This is a genomic window from Marinagarivorans cellulosilyticus, assembly GCF_021655555.1.
Classification (GTDB): Bacteria; Pseudomonadota; Gammaproteobacteria; order Pseudomonadales; family Cellvibrionaceae; genus Marinagarivorans; species Marinagarivorans cellulosilyticus.
Window position 1 is genome coordinate 4,091,546 of sequence record NZ_AP023086.1, and the last position, 24,652, is coordinate 4,116,197.

Annotated in this window: 25 protein-coding genes; 6 read left to right on the forward strand and 19 right to left on the reverse strand. The window is 46.4% G+C overall.

Features of this window, described 5'->3' with window-relative positions; genetic code table 11:
* Position 1: 1 nt before the first annotated feature.
* Genes MARGE09_RS16695 through MARGE09_RS16720 form a run of 6 tightly spaced genes read right to left on the reverse strand, consistent with a single transcriptional unit; the run spans position 2 to position 6,079 of the window.
* The gene (locus tag MARGE09_RS16695; RefSeq protein ID WP_275068728.1) at positions 2–1,756 is read right to left on the reverse strand and encodes a GspE/PulE family protein; all 1,755 of its coding nucleotides are present in this window, start codon (positions 1,754–1,756) and stop codon (positions 2–4) included.
* Between the two features lie 60 nt (positions 1,757–1,816).
* Complete coding sequence (gene mshL, locus MARGE09_RS16700; protein WP_236983833.1) at positions 1,817–3,418, reverse strand: pilus (MSHA type) biogenesis protein MshL; 1,602 nt, start codon at positions 3,416–3,418, stop codon at positions 1,817–1,819.
* A 50-nt stretch (positions 3,419–3,468) separates the two neighbouring features.
* Positions 3,469–3,789, reverse strand: coding sequence for a general secretion pathway protein GspB (locus tag MARGE09_RS16705; protein ID WP_236983835.1), 321 nt, complete (start codon positions 3,787–3,789; stop codon positions 3,469–3,471).
* A gap of 1 nt (position 3,790) precedes the next feature.
* Positions 3,791–4,525, reverse strand: a complete 735-nt coding sequence (locus MARGE09_RS16710; protein WP_236983837.1) for a hypothetical protein — start codon at positions 4,523–4,525, stop codon at positions 3,791–3,793.
* Positions 4,522–5,151 carry a hypothetical protein gene (locus tag MARGE09_RS16715; protein ID WP_236983839.1) on the reverse strand — a complete coding sequence of 210 codons (630 nt, stop codon included), beginning with the start codon at positions 5,149–5,151 and terminating at the stop codon, positions 4,522–4,524. Before MARGE09_RS16715 ends, MARGE09_RS16710 begins: the two co-directional genes overlap by 4 nt.
* Positions 5,138–6,079 (reverse strand): MSHA biogenesis protein MshI, encoded by a 942-nt coding sequence (locus MARGE09_RS16720; protein WP_236983841.1) that lies wholly within the window; start codon positions 6,077–6,079, stop codon positions 5,138–5,140. Before MARGE09_RS16720 ends, MARGE09_RS16715 begins: the two co-directional genes overlap by 14 nt.
* A 165-nt stretch (positions 6,080–6,244) precedes the next feature.
* Here MARGE09_RS16720 and trmL point away from each other — a divergent pair, with 165 nt between their 5' ends.
* Entirely contained in the window at positions 6,245–6,709 is a 465-nt protein-coding gene (gene trmL, locus MARGE09_RS16725) for a tRNA (uridine(34)/cytosine(34)/5-carboxymethylaminomethyluridine(34)-2'-O)-methyltransferase TrmL (RefSeq protein ID WP_236983843.1), read from the forward strand.
* Between the two features lie 7 nt (positions 6,710–6,716).
* Here trmL and MARGE09_RS16730 read toward each other — a convergent pair whose 3' ends face one another.
* From MARGE09_RS16730 to pdxH, 5 genes are all read right to left on the reverse strand, one after another.
* Positions 6,717–7,040, reverse strand: coding sequence for a BolA family protein (locus MARGE09_RS16730; RefSeq protein WP_236983844.1), 324 nt, complete (start codon positions 7,038–7,040; stop codon positions 6,717–6,719).
* A gap of 126 nt (positions 7,041–7,166) precedes the next feature.
* Positions 7,167–10,157, reverse strand: coding sequence for a glycoside hydrolase family 6 protein (locus MARGE09_RS16735; RefSeq protein ID WP_236983846.1), 2,991 nt, complete (start codon positions 10,155–10,157; stop codon positions 7,167–7,169).
* Positions 10,158–10,563: 406 nt separating this feature from the next.
* Positions 10,564–11,292, reverse strand: a complete 729-nt coding sequence (gene tsaA, locus MARGE09_RS16740) for a tRNA (N6-threonylcarbamoyladenosine(37)-N6)-methyltransferase TrmO (protein WP_236983848.1) — start codon at positions 11,290–11,292, stop codon at positions 10,564–10,566.
* Positions 11,293–11,333: 41 nt separating this feature from the next.
* The gene (locus MARGE09_RS16745; RefSeq protein ID WP_476703459.1) at positions 11,334–13,127 is read right to left on the reverse strand and encodes an ABCB family ABC transporter ATP-binding protein/permease; all 1,794 of its coding nucleotides are present in this window, start codon (positions 13,125–13,127) and stop codon (positions 11,334–11,336) included.
* A gap of 90 nt (positions 13,128–13,217) precedes the next feature.
* Positions 13,218–13,865 carry a pyridoxamine 5'-phosphate oxidase gene (pdxH, locus tag MARGE09_RS16750; protein WP_236983850.1) on the reverse strand — a complete coding sequence of 216 codons (648 nt, stop codon included), beginning with the start codon at positions 13,863–13,865 and terminating at the stop codon, positions 13,218–13,220.
* 99 nt (positions 13,866–13,964) lie between these two features.
* On the opposite strand from pdxH, the gene mobA reads away from it, so the two are divergent.
* On the forward strand, positions 13,965–14,618 hold the full coding sequence (gene mobA / locus MARGE09_RS16755) for a molybdenum cofactor guanylyltransferase (RefSeq protein ID WP_236983857.1): 654 nt from the start codon (positions 13,965–13,967) through the stop codon (positions 14,616–14,618).
* A gap of 198 nt (positions 14,619–14,816) precedes the next feature.
* On the forward strand, positions 14,817–15,710 hold the full coding sequence (locus tag MARGE09_RS16760; RefSeq protein WP_236983859.1) for an RICIN domain-containing protein: 894 nt from the start codon (positions 14,817–14,819) through the stop codon (positions 15,708–15,710).
* Between the two features lie 32 nt (positions 15,711–15,742).
* Here MARGE09_RS16760 and MARGE09_RS16765 read toward each other — a convergent pair whose 3' ends face one another.
* On the reverse strand, positions 15,743–16,441 hold the full coding sequence (locus MARGE09_RS16765) for a class I SAM-dependent methyltransferase (protein WP_236983861.1): 699 nt from the start codon (positions 16,439–16,441) through the stop codon (positions 15,743–15,745).
* Between the two features lie 97 nt (positions 16,442–16,538).
* Here MARGE09_RS16765 and MARGE09_RS16770 point away from each other — a divergent pair, with 97 nt between their 5' ends.
* On the forward strand, positions 16,539–17,099 hold the full coding sequence (locus tag MARGE09_RS16770; RefSeq protein WP_236983863.1) for a hypothetical protein: 561 nt from the start codon (positions 16,539–16,541) through the stop codon (positions 17,097–17,099).
* Positions 17,100–17,157: 58 nt separating this feature from the next.
* Here the strand turns inward: MARGE09_RS16770 and MARGE09_RS16775 are convergent, their stop codons facing one another.
* From MARGE09_RS16775 to MARGE09_RS16805, 7 genes are read right to left on the reverse strand one after another with little or no spacing between them, the layout of a single operon-like run.
* Positions 17,158–17,883 (reverse strand): hypothetical protein, encoded by a 726-nt coding sequence (locus tag MARGE09_RS16775; protein ID WP_236983865.1) that lies wholly within the window; start codon positions 17,881–17,883, stop codon positions 17,158–17,160.
* The gene (locus MARGE09_RS16780) at positions 17,877–18,431 is read right to left on the reverse strand and encodes a DUF2878 domain-containing protein (protein WP_236983867.1); all 555 of its coding nucleotides are present in this window, start codon (positions 18,429–18,431) and stop codon (positions 17,877–17,879) included. Before MARGE09_RS16780 ends, MARGE09_RS16775 begins: the two co-directional genes overlap by 7 nt.
* A gap of 2 nt (positions 18,432–18,433) precedes the next feature.
* Positions 18,434–19,699, reverse strand: coding sequence for an SAM-dependent methyltransferase (locus MARGE09_RS16785; RefSeq protein ID WP_236983869.1), 1,266 nt, complete (start codon positions 19,697–19,699; stop codon positions 18,434–18,436).
* Positions 19,700–19,719: 20 nt separating this feature from the next.
* On the reverse strand, positions 19,720–20,529 hold the full coding sequence (locus MARGE09_RS16790; protein ID WP_236983871.1) for a DUF1365 domain-containing protein: 810 nt from the start codon (positions 20,527–20,529) through the stop codon (positions 19,720–19,722).
* Positions 20,526–21,776 (reverse strand): NAD(P)/FAD-dependent oxidoreductase, encoded by a 1,251-nt coding sequence (locus MARGE09_RS16795; protein ID WP_236983881.1) that lies wholly within the window; start codon positions 21,774–21,776, stop codon positions 20,526–20,528. The genes MARGE09_RS16790 and MARGE09_RS16795 overlap by 4 nt, the downstream gene beginning before the upstream one ends.
* 11 nt (positions 21,777–21,787) lie before the next feature.
* Positions 21,788–22,585, reverse strand: a complete 798-nt coding sequence (locus MARGE09_RS16800; RefSeq protein ID WP_236983887.1) for an SDR family NAD(P)-dependent oxidoreductase — start codon at positions 22,583–22,585, stop codon at positions 21,788–21,790.
* On the reverse strand, positions 22,585–23,100 hold the full coding sequence (locus MARGE09_RS16805) for a nuclear transport factor 2 family protein (protein WP_236983889.1): 516 nt from the start codon (positions 23,098–23,100) through the stop codon (positions 22,585–22,587). The genes MARGE09_RS16800 and MARGE09_RS16805 overlap by 1 nt, the downstream gene beginning before the upstream one ends.
* A 237-nt stretch (positions 23,101–23,337) precedes the next feature.
* Here MARGE09_RS16805 and MARGE09_RS16810 point away from each other — a divergent pair, with 237 nt between their 5' ends.
* Both MARGE09_RS16810 and MARGE09_RS16815 read left to right on the forward strand, forming a co-directional pair.
* Positions 23,338–23,955, forward strand: a complete 618-nt coding sequence (locus tag MARGE09_RS16810) for a sigma-70 family RNA polymerase sigma factor (RefSeq protein WP_236983891.1) — start codon at positions 23,338–23,340, stop codon at positions 23,953–23,955.
* Entirely contained in the window at positions 23,952–24,617 is a 666-nt protein-coding gene (locus MARGE09_RS16815; RefSeq protein WP_236983893.1) for a ChrR family anti-sigma-E factor, read from the forward strand. The genes MARGE09_RS16810 and MARGE09_RS16815 overlap by 4 nt, the downstream gene beginning before the upstream one ends.
* Positions 24,618–24,652 lie beyond the last annotated feature (35 nt).

Consider the following 24,652-nt stretch of genomic DNA (forward strand, 5'->3'; position numbering starts at 1 on the left):
ACTAATCCGCCTCATCGGGCTGAAGTTCATCTGCCAGAGGATCAACAGGTTCGATAGACTCATCTTCAACCTGAGCCGTCACTTTAAGTACTTCTTCCAATGTTGTTTCACCGGCAATAGCATACTCCAATGCCCCCAAACTCAAGGGCCGGTAATGAGGATGTTTATGTGCGACCTCATTAAATGTGCGCACATCGTTATCGCGCAGCGCATTCGCCATCGCGTGATTCAACTCGAGTAATTCAAAAACCCCAATGCGGCCGTGGTAACCAGTATTAAAACAAAGTGAACAGCCTGCACCGCGATAAAATTGCGTATGCTGCGGCGCCTTTAGGGTTTTGAGTAGCATGTGCTCATCGACAGAAATGGCCGCGGGCTCTTTACAGCTTTCGCATATTTTTCGCACTAAACGCTGAGCTACAATCGCCTTTAGACTCGAAGCCACCAAATAAGCATCTACACCCATATCTACCAAACGCAACGCCGATGCTATGGCATCATTAGTGTGTAAAGTAGATAGCACCATATGCCCCGTCATCGCCGCTCGCAGCGCTATTTCCGCCGAGCTTGCATCGCGAATTTCCCCGACCAATAAAATATCTGGATCTTGCCTTAACGTTGCGCGCAAAACACGCGCAAAGTCCAAACCGATTTTCTCATGAACTTGCACCTGACTAATACGGGGCAAACGAAATTCGACAGGATCCTCTACGGTAATGATTTTTTTCTCGGGCGTATTTAATTCCGACAAACCACCATACAACGTCGTGGTTTTACCGCTGCCGGTAGGCCCAGTCACCAACACTAAGCCATGCGGACGGGTAATAATATGACGGAAGCGCTTGGCATAGTCTGGCGGCATACCAACCTCATCCAGCTTGCGCAGGCCTTGTGAATGATCAAGTAACCGCATAACGACCGATTCGCCAAACTGAACAGGCATGGTCGATAAGCGCACATCAATATTGCGTTTATTAACCGTTAATTGAAAACGACCATCCTGAGGCAGACGTTTTTCCGATATATCTAAACTCGACATAAGCTTTAAACGAACAACAAGTGCACCAGCAATGCGTTTTTCGTTCATCACCGTCTCGATTAAAACACCATCAATTCGCTGCCGAATACGCAATACTGTTTCGTCTGGTTCAATATGAATATCAGATGCGCGAGTCTTTATTGCCTCTTCGAATATTTTTTGTAGCAATTTGACCACTGGCGCGTCAGTATCTTCTACTGACGAGAGTAATTCAGCTAGATTAAGCGCATCACCACCAAGCTCTTCGTCAAGCTGCTCAGCCAGCGAGGCAATCTCACTGGCGCGACTATAAGCACCATCGATAATATCCATGAGCTCAGACTCACGTACAACCGCAGGCTTAATATTACCTTTTAAAACTTTTTGAACTTCGTCCAGACCAAAAATATCTGTTGGATCAGACATGCCGAGCAACAAGCCGTCATGCTCTTTTTTAAGTACGACCACACGATAACGTCGAGAAATAGTTTCCGGCAAAAGCTGAACAAGTTCTTTTTCGAAGCGAAACTGTTTGAGCTCAATAAAAGGATAATTCAGTTGTTTAGACAGTAATGTTAAGAGCGTGTTTTCTTCAACATACTCCATTTCAATCAACTGACGGCCCAATTTATGGCCCGTTTTTTTCTGCTCTAGAAGGGCATTATCCAGCTGAGCAGGTGTAATAATCTGCTGGGCGACCAGTAAATCACCAATCCTAATACGCTGCTGACTGATCATATAACCTTCGCTCCCAAAACAATAACCCTCAACCGCCTACTACCCCAATGTTTACGTTCGCTATTCCTGCAAACGGAACTCGTGACCAATTTTTTGAAAACGCCGCTGACTGCCTTCAATATCGTTTTTCCACGTACTATCATCGACCACCACAGGGCGCATTAATATCACCAATTCTTTTTTTGTTTTGCGATCATTTTTTGTCCGAAAAAACATATTCAATACTGGAATATCACCCAACAAAGGCCGCTTGCCATCACTTTGCACCGTGGTTTCTTGCATCAGGCCACCCAGCACAACAACCTCTCCGCTGTGTGCACGCACAATACTGTCGCTTTCTCTAATCTCACGCAGTGCCAATGGTAGGTCATACTCATCACTGCCAATAGTAAATACTTTTTGCTGATCCTCAACGGTGCTAACTAATGGATGCACATGTAAAACTACTGCACCATCTGCGCTGATTTGTGGTGTAACATCTAAGGAAATACCACTGAAAAAGGACGTTAATTCAATTTCTGGCGAAGTCGTTGTTGTCGCCGCGCTAGCTGTGGTATTACTTTTAACCCCAGTCACAAAAAATTCATCAGTACCAACACGAATCATCGCTTTTTGGTTATTCACAGTGCTTACTCGAGGGCTTGATAGTACTTGCACAGAACCTTGCGTTTCTAAAAATGCCAGTAATCTAAAAATATCATTTACAACCACAACAGAAGAAAACAACTCCCCATTTTCTACCACACCCTGGATATTCGGCGTAGAATCAAAAGAGGAAACATTTTTAGCATAACTATGTTGATTACCTAACTGCTCCCAATTGATACCAGCCTCGTAATCATCACTTAGTGTGACTTCGAGAATCTTGGTTTCAAGAATAATTTGGCGCGTCACATTTATTTGCGCCCGATCCAAAAATCGCCGCACTTGGTTAAGCTCCTTGGGCAGCGCTTTTACGACAATAATACTGGCATGCGGGTTTACGATCACAGAACGGCCATCACTTGATCCTACAATCGCATTTAATGTAGTTTCCAAATTCGCCCAATAGTCCGTTGCACTGGTGGTCACTATTTTAGTGCCTGAAGTATTTTGTCCACCGCCGGCATTTGATTGCGCGGCAGCCGCGTCGTCACCGCCTCCACTAGCGGATATAGCGCTAATCGCTACCGACGTTTCCGTCGACCCATCGCGCATAATATTGAGATAATCGACATCAAAAATTTGCGTTCTAAGCTTTCTAGGATAAATAATATAGGTGCCCTCATCATAAGAAAACTCGTAGCCATACACGTCTCGAGTAATTTTAAGCACCTCATTAACCGTGACATTTTTAAGCTCTAGGCTAATAGAGCCATTCACCTCAGGATCGGCAACCACATTAACGCCGGCATCAGATACCAAGCTCAAAAAGAATGTTTTCGCAGGTAAATTCGTCACCGATATATTAAAGCGCTTAAGCTGTTCTTTTTTAACATGGGCTAATTTGTTCTCAATATTCGCAGGCCCAAGTGCTTGCGACTTAGGAGCCTGTCGAGATTCAACAACATTCTCCATTTCCCGTTCAGCAATCAGTTCGCCATTAATACGCGCACAGCTCGATAGCATTAACGCAACACCGGCTACAACCAAACTGCGTATTATTATAATTTGTATATTCATTCGACAGCCTTCTCCTAACACGTCTACACCCTATGACGTGAAACGCCTTATTACTCTATGAGTGAAAGTCGCATTTTTAATGTGTATCTCTTCCCTTTGTGGGAATAAACCACACTACCCTCATTAATTTTTTCAATTACTGCACCGCCAACCGCATCGCCTTGATATACCCTGCGGTCATTCACAATGGCAAAACGCCTATCACCCACATCGGCAATAGCTGATAACACCAGATCCACATGTGACTCGGCCCTAGGCGCCTGGTGCAGCGGCGTTGTCGGGTCCCGTAATTCTTTTGCCTGCACTCCAAAACACCACGCTGCCAACACAACAAACAACGCGGCTTTAATCTTGCAATGCCAAGCGAACATATTAACGACCACCCAACATCCCCTCTCCTGTCGATAGTGTATATAACTCTATATCGACCAAAGCTTTCGGAAATTTAGCCACTCGATAATCCAACCCCTCCCAATAGAAGCGCCAACTTAAGGACTCAAGCTCTTTTAAGAAGCTCACCACCTCGAAGTAATTACCTTCTAGCTGCACTCTAATGGCGTGTCGGTACACGCTTTCTGCAGGTAAATTGACAACCGCATTACTTTTGCCATCACCACTAACATAATTTGTCGTAACCTCGGCCATGGACTTTAGCCTGATAGACTTTCCGCCCAAATCAATTTCTTCTGGGGGCATTGTTTGCAGCGATTTCAATTTAACCTTTTCGGCTTGCTCAGATACCGTGCGTAAAATTTCAGGCAATTTATCGCTAGGCACTAAACGCAAAGACAGCTCATCGAGATTGTTTTCTAACTGCAATAATTTACCCTGCAATTTTAAGCGCTCTCTTTTTAAGTTAGCATCTGGGTCCCTTGCTGCGACGCGATCAAATACCTGTTTCTCTGTTGCTAACTGATTGGCCTTCTTCTCTACAACCTCGATCTCTTCTTTCAAGCGAAGAACTTCTTTGCCCGCTGGCATAATCAGCGCTGTATCAAAAAGCAAATAAATACCCGCAACGCAAGAGCCAAACAACAGCATACGTTCGCGTACTACAAGCGAATCGAACCGCTCACACAAATCTAACCATCGCTGAAGGATTTTCACTTATCCCCCTTCTTCGGCAAAAATAATCGGCTAAAAGAGGGTGTACCGTCATAGCCCATTGAAAACTCAACGTTCCCCGACTCTTTTACATTGCCAATATTAATTAACCCAAATTGCGAAGCTGCAAAAACATCTTCTCTCCGGAGCGCACTTAAGTACTCCGGCACATCGTAAGAACGAATACCCTCGCCAGACATTTCAATAAGCTTTCCGCCCCGCGAAAAAGTAAAGTGCTCAAGCGAAACGCGGGAAGAAGCGTTAATAGCCATTGCCGTCATTGCGCTGTGAAAACTAAAGTTTTCGTCTAGCGTCTGGCCTTTAATCAGGTCTGCCAAACGTTCTCGCGAGGAGATTTTCTGATTCAGAGTATTAATGCTAGCTTCAATATCCTTGCGAGAACTTGGCTGCTGCATAGTTTTTGATTTATCTAGCTCGATTTCAAGCGCACTTAATACTAAGCGCTTTTCATCTAACAGCTCTTCTAAGCGGCTCGCTTCACGCGCTTTAACAAAGTGAATGAGCATTAAAACTACAACAACCCCCACCAACACCGATGACAGATACTTAGCGCTAAACCAATCTTTTTTAGGGCGTAGCTCGCTAACATATAAGTTAATTTGCTGCATGGTTTACCTGCTCTGTTCGCAAAGACCCACCAATTGCGCCCAAACATTGCTGTAATACCAGCGCATCAATATCCTCTGGCATACCAAACACCGCACTTACATCCATATATTGAATAGACGACGCCAAGCTGGCCCTTAAACCATCGGTTATTTTGTCTTCGGTGACGCCATCACCACAGATATACACAACGCCCGGCGCAGCTTGCCCCATTTGCCGCTCGTAATAATCGAGCGAGCGCTGAAGCTCTAACGCAAGAATATCGCTGGGTAAATCTTCGAGCAGGCCTGCCTGATAATCCAAGTCAAACTGGCGCGACAAATACAAACTTCCCTTTTTAAACAGGCTTACACTGCCGCGGCCTTGGCGCAGCCTTGCAATCGCAACCCCGCGCCCATCAAACTGAGGGTCAATTAAGCTAGACGCTAAGTTGCGCATTACCAGCTCGTTGATATCAATGGATTCCAATAACAAATCGACGCTTTTCAATAGCGCCACTATCGAACGCAAGCGCTCCATTTCCGCAATAACGACGTACACCATTTTTTTGCGTGAATGAGCGCCATCCTCTGGAAGCTTAAAAAACTCGATAGCCGCATCATCCAGCGAAATACTGACGAGGTCTTTAATTTTCCAACGCAAAGCGCTGCGCATTTCGTCATCGGGAACATCTGGCGCGTCCACCAGCAAAAGTTGGTATTGGCCTTGGGGGAGCACCACATTGCAAGGCATACGCTGTAAACCTTGCTCTTTCACGTAATCCCCCAGCATTTTTTCGCGAGAGGAGTTGATATCGGCAGCTAAAAAGTCAACGCGCTTGAGCAAGTTCCCATAGTCTGCAGCTTGGCGATGCACCACCGCCACGCCGTCGTCGCGCAGCTCCAAGCCGACATGTTCATTCGCTAATTTCTTTCTAGGCCACTTAATCACGTTGACAGATCCAACTTAGCTCCACACTATGCGCAATCCTTCGACACGCACCAAATCCAACACAAACGGGTATAATTTTATGCGCCATCGTGATTTCACGATTAACGGAATTACACCAAGCTAGTTTGAGTATAGACGCTCGTTTTCACTTAGCAGCAGAGACCTATGTTAAATATTGTTTTGTACGAACCCGAAATTCCGCCGAACACCGGCAACATCATTCGCCTATGCGCCAACATGGGCTTTCAACTGCATTTGATAGAACCATTGGGGTTTGAACTCGACGACAAACGCCTACGCCGCGCGGGCTTAGACTATGCCGAATGGGCGAACGTTAAACGTTATGCTAGCTGGGATGCATTTGTAGAAGCCCACGGCGATAAACGCATTTTTGCGATAAGCACCAAAGGAACTCACTGGTTTAGTGAACAGGCGTTTGAGGTTGATGATTTTTTACTGATGGGGCCAGAAACCCGCGGGCTACCGCCGCAAGTGCGCGAGTCTACTGTGGTTAACGGCGTGCTGCGCATTCCCATGCGCGCCGATAGCCGCAGCATGAACCTTTCGAATGCAACTGCGGTTATCGCCTATGAAGCTTGGCGCCAACTCGGCTTTGATGGCGCAATATAAAAAAGGGCTAAACCTTTGAGCCACCCAAACAAGGTGGCGACTCAGGGGAAACCTCGTTGAGCGCTTGCCATTGAGCAGGCGTATAAAGATGCAAAGCTAAGGCGTGAACTTCACCGGCTAACTCTGCTGCCAATATTTGATAGACCCGCTGATGCCGCTGCACAGGTCGCAACCCGTCAAAGCTTTCGGATACTAACGTCACTTTAAAGTGGGTTTCAGAATTCGGCGGCACACTGTGCATATGGCTTTCATTGACGACCTCTAAGCGCTTGGGCGCTAGCTCTGCTATCAATTTTGTTTGTATATCGCGCTGTATTGGTCCGCTATCCATTAATCAAATCTCCGCTTAAAAATACCAATTGGGATTTTAATGCATATGTGCCCATCCCCCTAGCGTAAGCTGTTTTAAATAAGCAAAAAAAGGCCCCTATAATAGAGGCCTTTAACCAAAAAGCACTTACTTGCGGACTTTACCGCAACCTAAGCGGCCTGACGATAACGCAATATCATCAACATACATTGCTACATCTGGCTTGGCTGGCGTTTCTGGTTGGCCTTGCGGCTGCTGCCCGCTAGGCTTGTAGCGACCAATGCCTAGGTTAACCTCAAGGAAGCTACTTGGACCATCAGCCCAGCTGCGCGACGCGCAACCAGAGGCGTCGCCTCGAATAGCTAGATCATTAATCTGCTCACCATCAAGCCAAAAGTTAAGCTCGCCGCTTGCGGGATTCATCTCCCACTCAAGGCATGCCCAAGCCCCTTTCGGAATCGCCATGCTTGATGCCAAGTCGCACGAGGCACCGCGCCCATTAGAGTCTAAAGCAGCAGCAAAATTACCATCAGCGCCACCAAACCGGTATTGCACATCCCGGTCTTGGCCACGATTGCCAGTGGCGGTAACCATGGTCCATTTCATACCCACCTCAGGACCATTATCTTCAATGTAAACCCTAGCCCGACCAAACATGTGGCTGGCAGCGCCGCCAAGCTGATCGGATGTTAAACTCAACATAGCAATAGCATCATTGTGCTGGGTTTCTTCACTGGCGGTCATTTTCAGCGATTTCCCGCGCAAGCCATAAAACATCTCATCGGAAACGGCGATAATTGCCTCACCATCTTTAACGATGTCCCACGTATTATTTGGCTCGGCTCCCACGGCATAATCTTCAAAATCTTCAACAATTGCAGGCTTTGCACCACCTGTGCTTGCATCCGGCGCTTTAGAACCCAATGGCGGGAAAGCATTCTCAATTAACATAATGAATTGCTCGTGAAACCAAGAGCCGGCATGAGGCGCATTCTGCAACACATCGGCCGTAACCCCAGTACTGTTGCTAGACTCACCACCGCACATCGGATCATAGGACTTCCCTTCGTCATTCACACCATCGGTTGGTGTCGATATACCATCGGACTCACCCGGCGGCTTCATCCAGTAATAGGCATCAAGGTACGGGCGGCTGGCATCAGGGTTCGCTTGCGGTATTTCACCAATTCCCGCCTCATTGATATTGCACCAGTGTCCGCGGTGCGTTCTCAGATCGATACGGTAATTCGGGTCATCTTTAGAGCCAGGCGCACCCTCCCCTGTTGGCCGGTTTGGTCCGCCCCAGCCATTGCGAGCGGTATCAATAATAAAGCCCACATCGTCAGGAAACCCCTTAGCCGTAAAGGCGTCATATAGCGTATCGATAAAGCTCAGCTCATCGACCTGCTGATTCCACTCATAAAAACTTGCTAACGCCATGCGGTCTTCAAAGGCATTGCTAATATATGGTTCACGCAACGGCGTATAGCCCGAGGTATTGGAAGCAAAACCTTTAATAACATCCAGCCGGCCAGAATCCGTAGCACCAGCAACCAACCGGGTAAAGCCGGTAACCGCACCACTTAAGTTATCCGCCCACCCAAGCCAACCCGAATGCCCGATATCCATATAGGTATACACGTTTTCCATCGGTGCAAATTTGCCAATGGCGTACTGAAGCGCTTTTTCGTAAACCTTCGCCGCCGAAACCGCATCACACTTAGGGAACATCTTGCCAACATTGGTAATCATGTTAGGAAAACCATCCGGCTCTAACATCGCAACAATACGCAAAGTTGGATATTTAGAAAAAATTTCGGCAATCACATCGATGTAATCTTCTTTATAAATTTGCATGCCCGTCCCATCCGGCATGCCGTCACCGTCAGCGTCGTTAGTTTCATTTAGTAAACCATTAGATGCCAAAGCCGCGCAATCGCGATCCGGCAAGTTATAAACGATAATAACCACTGTCATCGGCGGTAAATTACCTTGCGAGTCAGCTAACGCTTGCTGCTGCGCAACAGCCTCATCAAAATGCCCCAAGAATGTATTACCCGGTGTGGCATAATCTTTTGAAAGTGGACGGCGGCCGCCATTATCGCTCCCGCCATAAATCGCAATAGTACGATCCAGCCAAACCGCAGAAGGCATTTGCTGAACAAATTTAATGTCTTTATAAAGCTGCTCATCAGCAACCGGGTCCACTTTTTCTAGCGACTGATTTTGCAGTGTTTCAATATCTGGGCTTACGTAAAATGCAGAGTCAGCAAATGGATTGCCCTGCGTTTGCAACGCCTCCCCTGGCGTACCTTTAGGCACAGCAAGAATCGCATTGACCTCGGCATGCACCTCATGCGACAGACCTTTATCATCTGTTACAGTTAAAAAAACTTGATGCGTCAAGGCATCGTGAAAAACGTGATCAACCGTAGAGCCATAGGCATAATTGCCCCCACCAAAGTCCCACTCATAACTCACAATGTTGCCACTGGCGTTGGAGCCGCGCCCATCAAAAGTAACCGCTAACGGCACTTCACCGCGCTCGGCAGACACGCTTATCTGTGCCGTCGGGGCTAGCCCTTCACCCACAGCATCAAGCATGGTTATAGGCACAATCGCGGTATCCGTTAAACCGTCGTTATCCGATACCGTAAGCTGAACATTATAAGTTCCGGGTGCCGCATAGGTATGACGGGGGTTGATAGCGGTAGATTGATGACCATCACCAAAATCCCATACAACACCAGCAATCACACCATCGGCATCTGTCGAGCGATCCGATTTAAAAATAATTTCTGTTGTTGCCAACGCCACAATGGGCCCAGTACCCGACACATCAGCCACCGGCGCACCCGCCGCCGCAGAACTTGGCGGATTCGCCAAAGAGGAGGACATTGCACCAACACTCGATGTAACAGCAACAGAACTGCTGGCTGCCAAACTAGAGCTGGCCATTAATGATGAACTTGGCACTATAGAGCGAATAGATGAGCCCGCATCACCGCTTGACGATGACGCACCGCCCCCACAAGCTGCCAAAGAGCCGGCCAAAAAACTTAATGCAACGGCCTTAAAAAGGGGCCGCCTCACTCCGGTGTTAGGTAAATTATATTTTTTATTAGGACGCTTAATCATATTGTGTCTCACTCGAAAACAGAGGTCATGGTTAGCAAACCACTCAAGACACCGAAAGACAGGCAGAAAACACCTTACCGGTTTTACTTTGTGCGCATAAAAGTAAAACCAAAAAAGCTTGAAAAACCCTCACCACATTTTCAAGCGACGTTCGGGCACTGAGCAGAAAACATCAGAACCAAGCTAACAAATAAAACACGGCGCGGTATTTTAATTTTAAAAAAGTACGAAAAGGTCAACAAACGAAAAACATTAAACGTGACATATCTCACTATTTAAATAAAATATATTAAAATTCCGAGCAATTATTTTATACCTAAAATTTTATTTTAGCCGCGAAGAGGATCGTGCACATCAAAAATGACACCGCCATCACAAATTCACAAGCCATTTACTATTGACACAACTAAGCGCCAATTGATTCAACCACAATAAATTCACGACCAGAGTCTGGGCATAATTTATAGCGCCAGCGAACATTCCACTGGTGAATACGCATACCGTAATAACGCTGCGGATCATTTTTCTGATAAGCGGGGCGGGGGTTTTGTGCCAGTATTTGCTCTATAAGCGGCTGAAGATTTAGCGCTAGCGCGGCAGGCTGCTGGCAAAAGCTTTGTACAGCAGGCAATAGTTGCACATCCATTTTTTCCGGGGGCGCAGTAGCAAATGCATTCACAGCCTCCGGCAAGCAGTCTGCGTAAGGTACATAAGGCTTAATATCAACAACCGGTGTGCCATTTAAAAAATCATGGCCAGAAATATTTAATACAACGCTAGCACAACCCTTTTTCTCGTTCACAACAACAGAATCCAGCGTCACTACCGATAAGCCTAACGGATTGGGTCGCACAGGAGAGCGGGTAGCAAATACCCCCATACTTTTATTCCCCCCCAAACGCGGCGGCTTAACTTTAGCTTTCCAACCATCGATACGGTTGGCGTGAAATAAAAATTGCACCCAAATATGACTGACACCCTCAAGCCCCTCAATGGTGGCAGGGTCGTTGTAGGGTGGCAGCAATTCAATCGCAGCCTTCGCATGGCTCACCACGCCAGGTTGGCGTGGAATACCAAATTTCTCGGTAAAGCACGAATGAATAATGGCAATTGGCGTTAGCGTTAATTTATCCACGCGAACGCCCACAGCAAAAACAGATAATATTTTTAACGGAACTAAGCATCATTTTTTTGCTGCTGCACTTTCCATAACGCGGAATACAAACCTTGATACGCCAACAATGCACCATGACTGCCCTGCTCCACAACCACGCCATTATCCAGCACCACAATATGGTCTGCATCACGAATAGTCGACAAGCGGTGGGCAATAATTAAAGTGGTTCTATTTTTAGCAACGCGATTAATCGCCTCCATTATGGCACTTTCGCTGTGCGAGTCTAAGGCGCTTGTCGCTTCATCAAAAATCAGTATTTTCGGCTTTTTAAGCAGCACCCTCGCAATGGCAATGCGCTGCTTTTCACCACCAGATACTTTCAAGCCTCGCTCGCCAACTTGGGTATTTATACCGTCGGGTAGCGATGCAATAAACTCCTGTAAATTGGCCAGACTTAAAGCTTCGTCTATTTCAGCCTGGCTAGCCGCTGGATTGCCATAAGCCACGTTATATTGTAACGAGTCATTAAATAGCACTGTATCTTGCGGCACCACGCCAATAGCTTCACGCAAGCTACGCTGAGTAACCTGCCGAACATCCTGCCCATCAATTAAAATACTGCCGCCGGCCGCATCATAAAAACGAAACAGCAATTTAGATAGCGTCGACTTACCAGCTCCGCTACTTCCAACAACCGCCACTTTTTTACCCGCTGGAACTGTGAAGCTTACACCTTTTAAAATAGGCCGCTGCGTGTGATACGAAAAATGCACATTATCAAAACTAACGGCTCCATCTTTTAGCATTAAAGGGGCGGCATTATCAGCATCAACTACAGCAGCCTTTTCACGAAGCAGACCCAGCATTTTTTCGATATTAATTAACGCTTGGCGTATTTCGCGATACACAAAACCTAAAAAATTAAGCGGGATGAATAATTGCACCATAAAAGCGTTTATCATCACAAAATCACCCAAGGTAATTGCACCCGAGGCGACCTCTTTTGCGGCCATATACATAACAAGCGTTACCGACGCCGCAATAATTAGTGCCTGACCGCTATTTAAGAAAGCCAGAGACAGTCGATTTTTTAACCGCGAGCGCTCCCAACTGGCCAGGTGCTGGTCATATTCTTTCGCTTCGGTATTTTCAGCGGTGAAATACTTGACCGTTTCAAAATTGAGCAAGCTGTCCATCGCACGACTATTGGAGCGATTATCCTGCTCATTGGCTTCACGAACAAAGCGCGTTCGCCACTCTGTCACAACAACAGAAAAACCCACGTATAGCGCAATAGCCACCACCACAGCCAAAACATAAGAAAAGCTAAATTGCTGCCACAGCACGCCAGCCACCAGGGCAATTTCAAACAACGTGGGCACAATATTGAAAACCAAGAAACGCAGCAGGAAACTCATGCCGCTGGTACCGCGCTCAATATCGCGCGCCAATGCGCCGGTGCGCCGAGACAAGTGGTAATTCAAATCGAGTTTATGCAGATGCTCAAAAACCTCTAGCGATGCTCGCCGCATCGCACGCTCGGCCACCCGGGCAAAAATAGCATCGCGTAACTCACCCAAAAAAACCGATAAAAAACGTAGGCAGCCATAACCAAGCAACAACCACAAAGGCACTGTTAATAACGCCATCGCTGGCGAAACATCTAAGGCATCCACTACGTGCTTTAATGCCACTGGCACAGCAACATTCACAACCTTTGCGCAAACCAGCAAGGCCAATGCAGCAATAACACGGTACTTATATTCCGCCAAATATGGCAGTACCCGATATACCACCTGCCAATTAGGCTTAACCTCAGGCCCCTCTGGCATCCCAGCTTTCATGTGGCGCATAAATAGAATCAACCTTAATCAATAAAATACAGCAGCATCCTTTAGCACTTAGCAGGACACATTTGAGCTCGACAAGTTTTCATTAAGCCATTAAGGAGCCAGTCGACGAATAACCCAGCCATCATCAGTCGCCTCTTGCGGCTGAGTGTATTCAAAGCGGTCGTGCAAGCGCATTGCGCCACCTTGCCAATATTCATAACGGTAAGGCGTAATACGAAAGCCCCCCCAAAAATCAGGCAGCGGCACTTTACCCTGCAAGAACTTTTCTTTCATGCGCGCAAATTGGGTTTCTAGCATTTGCCTTGAACTAATCGAATGGCTTTGTTCACTCGCCCAAGCGGCCACCTGACTTTCATGTGGTCGCGACATAAAATATGCCAACGATTCAGCCGGTGACACTTTGCTTGCAATACCATTAATTTTCACTTGGCGCTCCATAAAGTGCCAAGGAAAGTGCAAACTCACCTTGGCGTTATGGGCAATATCGGTAGCTTTCCGACTAGCATAATTGGTATAAAAGACAAAGCCCTTTGAATCTGCATGCTTAAGCAGCACAATCCTTTGTGTCGGCTCGCCATCGGCACTAACCGTTGCCAGCGTCATTGCGGTAGGGTCTGGAATCTTCGCCTCTAGCGCCTGCGACATCCAATGTTCAAACTGCGACATGGGGTTTTCGTGTAAATCGTTACGCCGCAAGCCACCTTGTAGGTACTCGCGGCGAATCATATCTAGATCCATAACAATACTTTTTATCTGGAATTACTAAAAATAGGTGTAGCCTAAAGGCTCTGCCAGTACTATTGGTGCTATACCAATGAACATGCCCTACAGCCGCTTATGAATAACCACGCCAAAAACTCGCCGCTTACGGCTAAGAACATTGCAGGCCTTATTCTTGCTGGCGGCAAAAGTACACGCATGGGCGGGCAAAATAAAGCGTTACTAACACTTGAAGGTACAACACTGCTTGATCACTGCTATAGCACTACCGCATACCACCTTCAACCCATACTTATTAGCTGCGGCAACCATCGCTATTCACACTCGAATGCAATACAAATCGCCGACAATGGCGAACAAGGCCCGCTCGCAGGAATTTTAGCGGGGCTGCATTGGCTGCGCGACAATAGCCACTACCAATGGCTACTTTCGAGCCCTTGCGACACCCCTAATTTGCGCCAGCAATGGATCCCGGCAATGATCGAAGGGCTAAATACAGTAAACCAGCAAGCCCCTGTTTACGCACGACACAACCAGCGAGATCACTTCGCGCACGCCCTGTGGCCTGTTTTTGCGATACCAACTATTGAGAGAGCATTCGAGCAGCACCAATACTCTATTCACCGAGTGTTACAAAAGCTTAACGCAACACCGGTAGACTTAAGCAACGCGTGCCCTACAAACAGTTTTTTTAACATTAACAGCTTGGCGGATTTAACTACCGTTCAACAAAATTTGGCTTGCATCACCAGCAAAACGCAACCAAAGTAACAATTGACGCCATCAAAAAGTGCGCAAATGCCCATTCTGACTTCTTGAGAGCTTTCAATCTCGAGCAATGTTGTATATTTGGCATGTTAAATCGCTTTTGGCCAATAGTTGCCTTAAAAGCGTAACAAGCTGGCTGGCAGCACTTGCGCTCAACGCCATAGCACCGTATAAAAGCAATGATAGAGCTGAGAGCCTACAATGATAAGTGCCAAGCTGCTGCCGGCATTTAGGCCTCAAGAGATTAAGCACCATGCCTTTAGGTATTGTCGCTGGAGATTTAACTTGGTCACTTTGGTCAAAACAATAGCATATCTTTCTACCGCACTTGCCTGCGCTACGCTGCCTGCTTTTGCGCTGGCAAATAGTGGCGCCAGCGTAAGCTCTGTAGGCGAGCGCCTTGCTAACGATGCCCGCCACGCCCCCAAAGGCTATTTAAGCATATGCACATACGGCAGCAGTTGCGCAGTAACCAAACCGAGCCTAGTCGCCTTTGGTAGCCATGGCGACTATGCCTATCGCGTTATTAATGGATCGTTTTTATGTAGCGAGCGCACATTCAATCGCGCACCATCATCCCCTAGCGCTGCAAATTGCTCTGTTGCCACTACCAAAGCCTCTGCCCCTGCTGCGCCTAAAACCTTAGCCGCCGACCTTTCTACCGGTGATTACGCCATCATCTCTCGCCACAGTGGTAAGGCTCTAGAATTAGACGCTAAAGGCACGTTTCATCAAACACCCTATACCGGCAAACCTTCACAACACTTTTCCCTAGTGAAGCGTGAAGATGGCTATTTCACCATCGCAAACGCCGCTGGGCAGTCGTTAGAAGTTGAAGATTGGTCCACCAGCGATGGCGCGAAAATAGCTAGCACCCCCCCTTCAGAAAGCTTAAACCAGCAATGGAGCATAGAAGATGCTGATGCTGGCTACTTGTCGATAGCCTCTCGTTTCAGCGGCAAAGCACTCGATTTGTTTGGCATGAATACACACAACAATGCGCAAGTTCGCTTGTGGACTTACTGGGGTGGAAAGAACCAACAATGGCAGCTGATTCGCTTATCTGACGAAGGCACAGCCGAAATCAGCTTTTAGTCGCGCCGCCGCCCCTGCCGCCACCTAAAAATTTAAGCCGCCCTTTTGGCTACCAAATATAGCTCTGTGGTTGGGTAATCACTTTTACGCCAACCCCAGCGCTTAAACAGCCCCCAATCCAAAAGACTCCACCACGGAGTGTCTTTTTCTATTTGCTGCGCATCAACAGTGAACCCCGCTTCGCGAAACAGTGCAATGTATTGATCTGCGGTTTTTTGAGCATGCATCGGATGCCGAAAAAACCAACGCACCGGAAAGGTTCGAATAAAGCTTTCACAGGACTCGCTCACCAAAACAAGCCCGCCCACACACAGCACCCGGCGAAGCTCAGCCAGTAATGCAGCCTGATCACCAACATGATGAACCAGCTGGTGACACAAAATAATATCGAAGCTTTTATCTGCAAACGGTAGGTTTTTAGCATCCGCCCGCCCCACTTCAGCTGGGCATTCAAGCTGCGCTGCGCACCGGGCAGCTGCGGGTAATACTTGCGGGTCAACATCCACAGCAATCAGCTGCTTAGGCTTTAAGTGACGCTCAATAATCGCCAACGACTGGCCAAAACCACACCCCACATCCAACACTCGCGCATTTTGCTTAACATCGTCTCCTGCAAGTTTGCACAAACGCACAATAGCAAGATCCAAAACATACTTAACCCAAACGCCTGTGCGCAAGAACCACTTACCAAACTGGGTTTCATGCACCCACTCTTCCTTTATACTGCTCAACCAAACACCTCACGGCTATTTTTGCTCCCCGCAACCCTCAATGAGATAAGCCTGCTTTATATGGGGCTATTTTATTTAAGGCGAGATCATAGACAACATGCTCATAATTTCAAGCACGGGCTACCGGTTAATTCAAGCAATACCACTTTCTTACTTCCTTTTGCAGCTTAGGTTCGACCGCCCCAGTAACATGTACGACTGGACCCAACCTTACGCTATTGCAAGTACACTGGCATTACTGGTAAGCGCTGCTGTTATGCTGCGCAAGCAAAATTACTCGCCAATCTTTGTCGGTATTAACATCTATTTTGTTTTCGGCTGGGTTGCCTTAGCGGCACATTGGGACAGCATAAACCGGCTTTATGGCACGCTGGAAGGTGCTGGAATGATGCTTTGGATTCTCGCCGTTGTGGCCATTGGCAATGCAATTTGCCCAAGGTGGAGCTTAGGCATAACACAGCAGCAAGCCAAGCTTGCGAAAAGCAAAGAACACTGGAAGCACCACGCATGGCGACTTTTTGGCTTTTACTTATTGTGCGCACTACTAACCTTGGTAATCATTAACAGCACGAAATCCATTATTTTAAGAGAATTCCTGCCATTTATTGTGCTGTTCTTAGGAACGGTTATGATTCAACACATAGCCTTAAACCACTAAACCTTAAAGTACCAAGCAAAGCATTAAACAACCATCAAGAAGATCGCGCTCAATCAACCTAATATTGATACACTATGGTTGCCTTTTGCGTTTTGGCCGCATCACTTTGAATATTCACCAGGCCATTAAAAGCGCGCAGCCGTTTTTTAGAATCGTACAATAAGGTTAGGCGATCGACAAAAAAACGCAGCAGCCTATTGTTGGCTTCCACGCGAATGCAAATACCATCTTGAATTTGAACATTTAAAATATCGCACCCGGCTATATCGACTCGCTTAGCGCGCAAAGGAATGCTGCGCAGATGGGGGATGGACAAAAAATTAAAAACAATTGCGCCATCTGCAATTACATCGTCCCATTTTTGCCGTACAAAAGCGTCGAAGCCAGCATCAACTACCTGATCACTGCCTCTGCTAACATCTGCCACTTCTTTCTCTTCATCGGTATTCGCGCGGTACTTCACCCGCCAATGCGTAAGGTCATCACTCACAGCAACCACTCTTAACTCACCGCTTCGCAAGTCTTCTTGCACAACCATTGGAGATGCTAAACCAAGAGAGTAATCCAGCGTCTTCTGAACAATAAGCTTGTTGCCATCGTGATAATCTACACGCCAGAGGCTTTCATCAAGTTGATAATATCGTTCGCAGTAAAGAAACTCTTGCGTTTTTTCGTCTAAAGCGGCCCCTACAATGCCGGCATTATCATCGCGACACAATGGCTCGGCAATGACCAACATAGGCATCAGTACGCAGCCAACAAAAAGCATCATATTTTTTAGCATTGTGAGCCCTCTGTTTTTTGCACGGGAAGTTGTTTTGCGATGTATGCCAATAACGGCATTACGAAAAACCATAAAGCAGCAATAATAAACAAGCTTTGAAATCCAGCCAGTTCGTGACTAGCGCTTAACTTTGCACCAGCGAAATAACTTGCTGGCGCTAATATCAACCCCAGCACCGCAGGCAAAACAACTTTGCCCTGTAAAAAACTTAAACTGCTATGCAAGGTAATACCAAAGCCGGCCCATATAGCCATCAGCCAAAATGGTGGCACATTATTCAGAACTACCGCGCTCCAGACACCAAGCTGCAGCTTTATCAACTCAACGAAAAAGCCAATAAGTAGGCACAGCGCAACCAATAACAACTCATTCCGCAGGTATACCTGTTGTCCGTAAATACGGAGCAAGCAATAGAAATTCAGAGCCAGCAAAAAAGGCACAACCAGTAACACTAAAGAGTCACCAAACAATATCGCCAAAAACCAAATGGCTTGAAAAATCACAGCATTGACGATCAAAAACCATAAAGGCAATGCAAGCTTGCTCACCACTAAAGCCTTGGCAAGTCGCGACAATCAGGTTTGGCTATCAATATTTGCGCTGTGCTTATCACCCGCTCTCTAAAACCACCTTCGCAATAACTTAAATAGAAATCCCACATGCGAATAAAGACATCATCAAAACCTTGCGATCTAACTTTATCTAAATTTGCATAAAATGCCTGCTTCCACGCCGCTAACGTTTTGGCGTAGTGCAGCGTAATATCGTCCAAGCCTATAATTTGCATGTCGGTATCTTTGCGAAGATGCTGCGCAATCACCTCGTTAGAAGGTAAACACCCCCCTGGGAAAATATAACGTTGGATAAAATCAACATTATCACGCTCTTCGTGGTAGCGCTGATCTGCAATGGTTATGGCCTGAATCAGCATCTTGCCATTTCTTTTTAATAACCGAGAGCACTGACTAAAATATTCGCTGTAATATTGATAACCCACCGCCTCAATCATTTCAATCGACAGCAATTTATCAAACTGCCCTGTAACATCACGGTAATCTTTAAGCTGAACGTCCACTAAGTGCTGCAACCCTTCACGCTCAACCCAAGCTTTCGCGTGCACATACTGCTCCTTAGAAATAGTTACTGTAGTGACTTTGCAGCCCGTTGTTTTTGCTGCATGTATTGCCATTCCACCCCAGCCAGTGCCAATTTCCAGCAAATGGTCGTTAGAGCCTAGACCTAAACGTCGACAGATATGATCCATCTTGTAAACAGAAGCATCATGCAGCGATGATGCCGCATTTGGGTATATCGCAGAGGAGTACAACATTGTAGGGTCGAGAAAGAGCTTAAAAAAGTCATTCCCTAAATCGTAGTGTGCCGAAATGTTTTCTTTTGCTTTATCTTTTGAATTCGCATTTAAACGATGAATAAGATTACCAACCCACTGGAACGCAAAATTCCACTTTGAGTCCATGCCAGAAACGACCTCCATATTCATCACAAAAATACGAATAACTTGTACCAAATCAGGCGACACCCATGCCCCTTGCATATAAGACTCTCCTGAGCCGATGGTGCCATTTAGCATAACTTGACGGTATGCCGATGGGTGATTTACAGAAATATGCGCAATGGTCTCAGCGTCTTTTGCCGACTCACCAAAAACGTAGACCTCACCATTATCTTCAATGGTCAAATGGCCGCGACAAATTCCTTTAAGGGCACCGAGCACAACTTTCTTCGCAAGACCATCTAAAAAATTCACCTTAAGCTCACTACCTGTTTTTTTGTCAACCGCACTAATAGACTTCATTTTCTTCTCCAGCTTATTTTTTAATCGCAGGCTTTAATGTTGGGGTGGCTATAAAAAGGCACTCTTTTGAGCGCAAGCTTTAAGGCCTGCCAATAGATGGCACTAATGACTTTTACGGTCATCAGTGGATAAGCGATCAATAATCGATTTAATTTTTTACCCGATATCTCACTTGCTGTTAACTGAATGGTCGCATCCATAACCCTATCTTGCTCTATGGCAAGTATTTGCTCTTGGTTAGCTGGCAATAGCGGCGCAGCGCTTTGCCAATTTTCTAAATGAATGGATAGATGCTCGGCCGGCACATTACTAAACCAGCGATACTCCATTGCTAATGGGTTAAAAGGCGACACATGGAATTGTTTTTTGAAACTACAACGAAATTTATCACTCGAATCAACATGTAGCACATAGGCATGCCGCTCATTCCAAGGGGTATTAGTCACCTCAGCAACAATGGCCTCTAACCTTTCCCCTGTTACATCAAAACAGTAATACGTTGTTAGCGGGTTTGTGCAATAACCAAAATAGCGTAAATTTGCCAGCACTCTTATCGGGCCCGAAGGCCTGAAACCCAGTTTAGCTTCCACTAAATCTCTGACGCAATTATCAAGTGGGGTAGCGGGATCCCCCATAAAGTCTTTGCGGCTGAACCGCGCCAAGCCCAATTTATTACGGGTCCAAAACCTCGACAAATTCACGACGGCGTCAATCTCAGACAAATCCAAATACATCATAAAAACTTTGTACTTGAACACATGCTGCCTAGGTAGGTAACGTCGATGCCGCACCCACCCCTCGTAAACTCGACTTGCCAGTTGATCATTCACAATGCATCGCCGCCTAAATGCTCAGCAACGCGCAGTGCGCTTTTTACACCATCCTCGTGAAAGCCATTAAACCAATAGGCCCCGCAAAACCATGTTTTATTCACACCATTAATAGAAGGCCAGCACTCTTGCGCATTTATCGCCTCTTGTGTAAAAACTGGGTGGGCATAGCTGAACTCGCCCAGCACCTTAGAGCTATCGATTTTTTCACGAGCATTAAGCGTTACGCAGAACTCTACCGGCGCTTTTATCCCCTGCAGAATATTCATGCTATAAGTCAAGACAGGCGCACTGCTTTTATCGCCACTGAGATTGTAGTTCCAACTACTCCACGCCAATTTACGTTTGGGCAATAAAGCAATATCAGTATGAAGAACCACCGAATTATCACGGTATTTAATATTGCCTAGCACCGATTGTTCTTGCGCAGAGGCATCTCTTAATAACGCCAAAGCTTCATCACTGTGGCAAGCAAATACAACATTATCAAACACTTCCACTTCATCATTAACTAAAATCTCAACGCCGCGCTCAGTTCGGGTGATTTTTTGTATATTCGACGAAAGTCTAATGCGCTCTTCAAAACCGCGAATAAGCGGCTTTATATAGCTTGCCGAGCCGCCTTGAATAACTCGCCAAGTTGGCCGATCATTAACACTTAACAGGCCATGGTTATGGCAAAAACGGACAAAAAATAACAAAGGGAAATCTAGCATATCGCCAAGCGAAGAAGACCAGATGGCGGCTCCCATAGGCAACAAGTAAAAGTCTCGAAAAGCCTCACTGTAATTACCAGCCTTCAAGTACTGCCCAAGGGTATCCTCTGCAGAAAGAGCACCGGCTTTATAGTCGGCCACTGCAGACTTATTAAAACGCAGAATATCCCTAATCATCTGCCAATGTTTAAAGCTGACAAGGTTTGAACGCTGGCAAAAAAGCGTATTAAGGTTTTCGCCCGCATATTCATAATCTGATTCGCGATGGCTAACACTAAACCCCATGTTGGTTGCTTGTGTTTTTACTTCTAGGCGCTCTAACAACTTAATAAAATTGGGATAGGTCCAATCGTTATAAACAATAAAACCCGTATCGACAGCATAATCAACACCGTCATAATTAACCGTTTTAGTCGCTGTATGGCCACCCAACCGGTTATTTTTCTCAAAAACAGTAATGTCATGATGCTGATAAAGTAAATGTGCAGCCGTCAGACCAGACACACCCGAACCAATAATTGCTACTTTCATTATTATCCTTATTACACAGACTTAGTGTTCGTTTTCATACGTGTTAAATGTGGCCCTACAAAACGCACCCACAGGCCATCAAAAAGCCCTAAAAACCTTAACGGCCAACTTAAACGGCGGGGGAAATCAATAATCGCCTTTCGTTTGCGCACCCCATCAATAATGCGCTTTGCCGCCGCATCTGGGGTTAATAAAAATGGCATAGAAAAATCATTATTCGACGTTAGCGCTGTCGCGACAAAACCAGGCCTAACTAACGAGACGTCTAAGCGCTGATGGCTTAAATCGATACGCGCCACTTTTACAAAATACTCCAAAGCAGCCTTTGCCGCGCCATAGGCTTGCGCGCGGGGAAAAGGCAATACGCTAGACAAACTACCTACCGCCACAAATTGCGGCGCAGTTTTGCTTTTATCTAACAAGGGCTTTGCTAGCTCTAGTGTGCGAATGACACCTAAAAAGTTAGTTTCAAATACGCGTTCATAAAGCTTGCTATCGAAATCTAAATCATCGACATATTCACAAACACCCGCACACGCAATCACACAATCTAGATAATCTGTAATATTGGCCAGCTGGCTAGCCACTGATGTCATTGAATCCGCACAACTGACATCAAAAACCAAAGGCTTAACCTTGCCGCCAAACTGTGTGGCTAACTTGCACAGCGCATCCTTGTTGCGACCACTCACAATCACGAAATTGCCTGCCGCCACTAGCTGGCCAACAAGCGCTTTTCCTATACCCGAAGAAGCGCCCGTTACCCATACGCAAGCACCTTGCAGCGACTTTTGTACATGCCCAGCCATCAGTTTGGCTCACTTAAAATTGTTGCTGTGTTATTAGGTGAAGGCGCTATGGCTTCACAACCGGCCAGCCGCGCCTTCACTTTTTTAACAGCCCACCCCAAGACAGGAATGTGCTGATACACCATTTGCCCAAGGTCATAAAAGTCTTCTTGATAGGTAATGCGGTTGCTAAAGCGGATCATGCTGCCACCGACCAATATTAAAGGCTTACCAGAAGATAACGACGGGTGGTTGTATGTCATCTGCCATCTAAAAAAAGCCGAGGCTTGTGCCTCTGCGTCCTCGAGTACAAGCTCTTTATTGGCTGCTATAACATCAGTAATCGCGAAATGGCTTGTGCCCTCGCCGCCACAAAGGTGATGAAAATACTGTTTCAAGGGCTCCAAGCCATTAACCTTGTGCACAGGGTCAACAAAAGTTACCGATTCCACGTAAAGATGGCCCAAGTTAGCGATACTATCGACAGAGAACGCCTGATAAAAACTCACAAAGTCATCTGTTAGGGACTGCTTCATCTACCACCTCTTCCAGCATTTACAATTCAACTACAGACCAATACGTAACAACTAATATAGTGGATGAATCACGCAATAACGGCACGGCCAGCGTATAAGCAACTTACAACCGCAAACGCAAACCCACTCATCCAAATAGATTTAGTGTACGTATAGGGTTACAACTAACATATTTTTAGAAATTGCAGTATTTATAGCTGGCAGTTATTCACTAACACCTTTAGCGCAGGACATCACATGTCGATATCGACAACACACCAAATAGGCGAAAAACGCACTGATGCTTGGAGTGATTTGCTAGGTCGCGTAGGAAAGCAACAAGACCAACAAGCCTTCAAAGCACTGTTCGATCACTTTGCCCCCTTGATTAAAGGCTTTTGTTTGAACAATACAAATCAAGGTTTTGGCAGCGACTGTGCAGAAGAAATCGTACAAGAAGTGATGCTAAAAGTTTGGCAAAAAGCGCCTAGCTACGATCCAAGCAAAGCAGCGGCTTCAACGTGGATATATACGGTGATGCGCAATGCACGAATAGATTTAATCCGGCGAAACAAGCGCCACCAAACAGATTCAGATCCCGTTGATGTCGACGACCTGTGGGATGACGATAGCGAAACTGGCCCTGTGATTCAGTTTCAGAAATTGCGTGACCAAGAAGTAATCAAGGAATCTTTTACCGTTTTACCGAGCGAGCAAAGACAAGCCCTGACAGAAGTTTATATGAAAGGAAAATCCCACAGTGAGGTGGCCATTGAAACCGGCTTACCGCTAGGCACTGTAAAGTCGAGAGTACGCATGGGCCTACAAAAAATTGAAGCTTATTTGGGCGCTAAAGCAGCGAGGACACAATCATGATTAACCACCACCCAGACGCCAACATGCTTGTTGAATATGCCAGCGGGAGCCTGCCTTGGGCTTTGAGTATTAGCGTATCGGCTCACATGCAACTGTGCTCACAATGCCGCGCCAAACACCAACAACTAAGCATGCTTGGCGGCGCATGCTTAGACGATGCACCCAGCGAAAACGTAGAAGAAGACTCGTTTGCCCGCTTAATGGGACGCATTGAGTCAAGCAAAAACACCGCCCAAAAAAGCGCTGTAAAAGTACCGCAATCAAAAGACTTACAAACCAAGCAGTTACCAAAGGTTGTTCAAAAGCTACTGCCCGATAACTTGCAATGGCGAAGGGTTTCTAGTGCGCTCAAAATGGCTCGTTTAACCACAGGCCAAGAGCAATACGAGGTGGCATTTCACAAAATCAGTAAAGGCGGCAAAGTGGTAGAACACGACCACAAAGGTCTAGAAGTTACCCTTGTATTGGAAGGGAGCTTTTCCGATGATGGCGGGGTTTATCAGCGCGGTGATTTTATCGTTCGCGAACCCGGTCAAACCCACCGCCCAACAGCCACACTGGACCAAGATTGTTTATGTCTGTCTGTATGCGAAGCGCCCGTTGCAGTAACGGGCTGGCTAGGCAAAGTGATTAACCCTTTCTTGTCTATCCGCCCCGCGTAAGTTTTCAAACACGCACAAAAAAGCCCTGCTAGTTT

Coding starts and splice junctions, on each gene's coding strand:
- pdxH (WP_236983850.1), bottom strand. CDS start 13,865: ATGGATCTAGATATGATTCGCCGCGAGTACCTACAAGGTGGCTTGCGG.
- MARGE09_RS16705 (WP_236983835.1), bottom strand. CDS start 3,789: ATGTTCGCTTGGCATTGCAAGATTAAAGCCGCGTTGTTTGTTGTGTTG.
- MARGE09_RS16760 (WP_236983859.1), top strand. CDS start 14,817: ATGATAAGTGCCAAGCTGCTGCCGGCATTTAGGCCTCAAGAGATTAAG.
- MARGE09_RS16735 (WP_236983846.1), bottom strand. CDS start 10,157: ATGATTAAGCGTCCTAATAAAAAATATAATTTACCTAACACCGGAGTG.
- mobA (WP_236983857.1), top strand. CDS start 13,965: ATGAATAACCACGCCAAAAACTCGCCGCTTACGGCTAAGAACATTGCA.
- mshL (WP_236983833.1), bottom strand. CDS start 3,418: ATGAATATACAAATTATAATAATACGCAGTTTGGTTGTAGCCGGTGTT.
- trmL (WP_236983843.1), top strand. CDS start 6,245: ATGTTAAATATTGTTTTGTACGAACCCGAAATTCCGCCGAACACCGGC.
- MARGE09_RS16815 (WP_236983893.1), top strand. CDS start 23,952: ATGATTAACCACCACCCAGACGCCAACATGCTTGTTGAATATGCCAGC.
- MARGE09_RS16695 (WP_275068728.1), bottom strand. CDS start 1,756: ATGATCAGTCAGCAGCGTATTAGGATTGGTGATTTACTGGTCGCCCAG.
- MARGE09_RS16730 (WP_236983844.1), bottom strand. CDS start 7,040: ATGGATAGCGGACCAATACAGCGCGATATACAAACAAAATTGATAGCA.
- MARGE09_RS16810 (WP_236983891.1), top strand. CDS start 23,338: ATGTCGATATCGACAACACACCAAATAGGCGAAAAACGCACTGATGCT.
- MARGE09_RS16785 (WP_236983869.1), bottom strand. CDS start 19,699: ATGAAGTCTATTAGTGCGGTTGACAAAAAAACAGGTAGTGAGCTTAAG.
- MARGE09_RS16715 (WP_236983839.1), bottom strand. CDS start 5,151: ATGCAGCAAATTAACTTATATGTTAGCGAGCTACGCCCTAAAAAAGAT.
- MARGE09_RS16745 (WP_476703459.1), bottom strand. CDS start 13,127: ATGCGCCACATGAAAGCTGGGATGCCAGAGGGGCCTGAGGTTAAGCCT.
- MARGE09_RS16770 (WP_236983863.1), top strand. CDS start 16,539: ATGCTCATAATTTCAAGCACGGGCTACCGGTTAATTCAAGCAATACCA.
- MARGE09_RS16775 (WP_236983865.1), bottom strand. CDS start 17,883: ATGCTAAAAAATATGATGCTTTTTGTTGGCTGCGTACTGATGCCTATG.
- MARGE09_RS16795 (WP_236983881.1), bottom strand. CDS start 21,776: ATGAAAGTAGCAATTATTGGTTCGGGTGTGTCTGGTCTGACGGCTGCA.
- MARGE09_RS16805 (WP_236983889.1), bottom strand. CDS start 23,100: ATGAAGCAGTCCCTAACAGATGACTTTGTGAGTTTTTATCAGGCGTTC.
- MARGE09_RS16800 (WP_236983887.1), bottom strand. CDS start 22,585: ATGGCTGGGCATGTACAAAAGTCGCTGCAAGGTGCTTGCGTATGGGTA.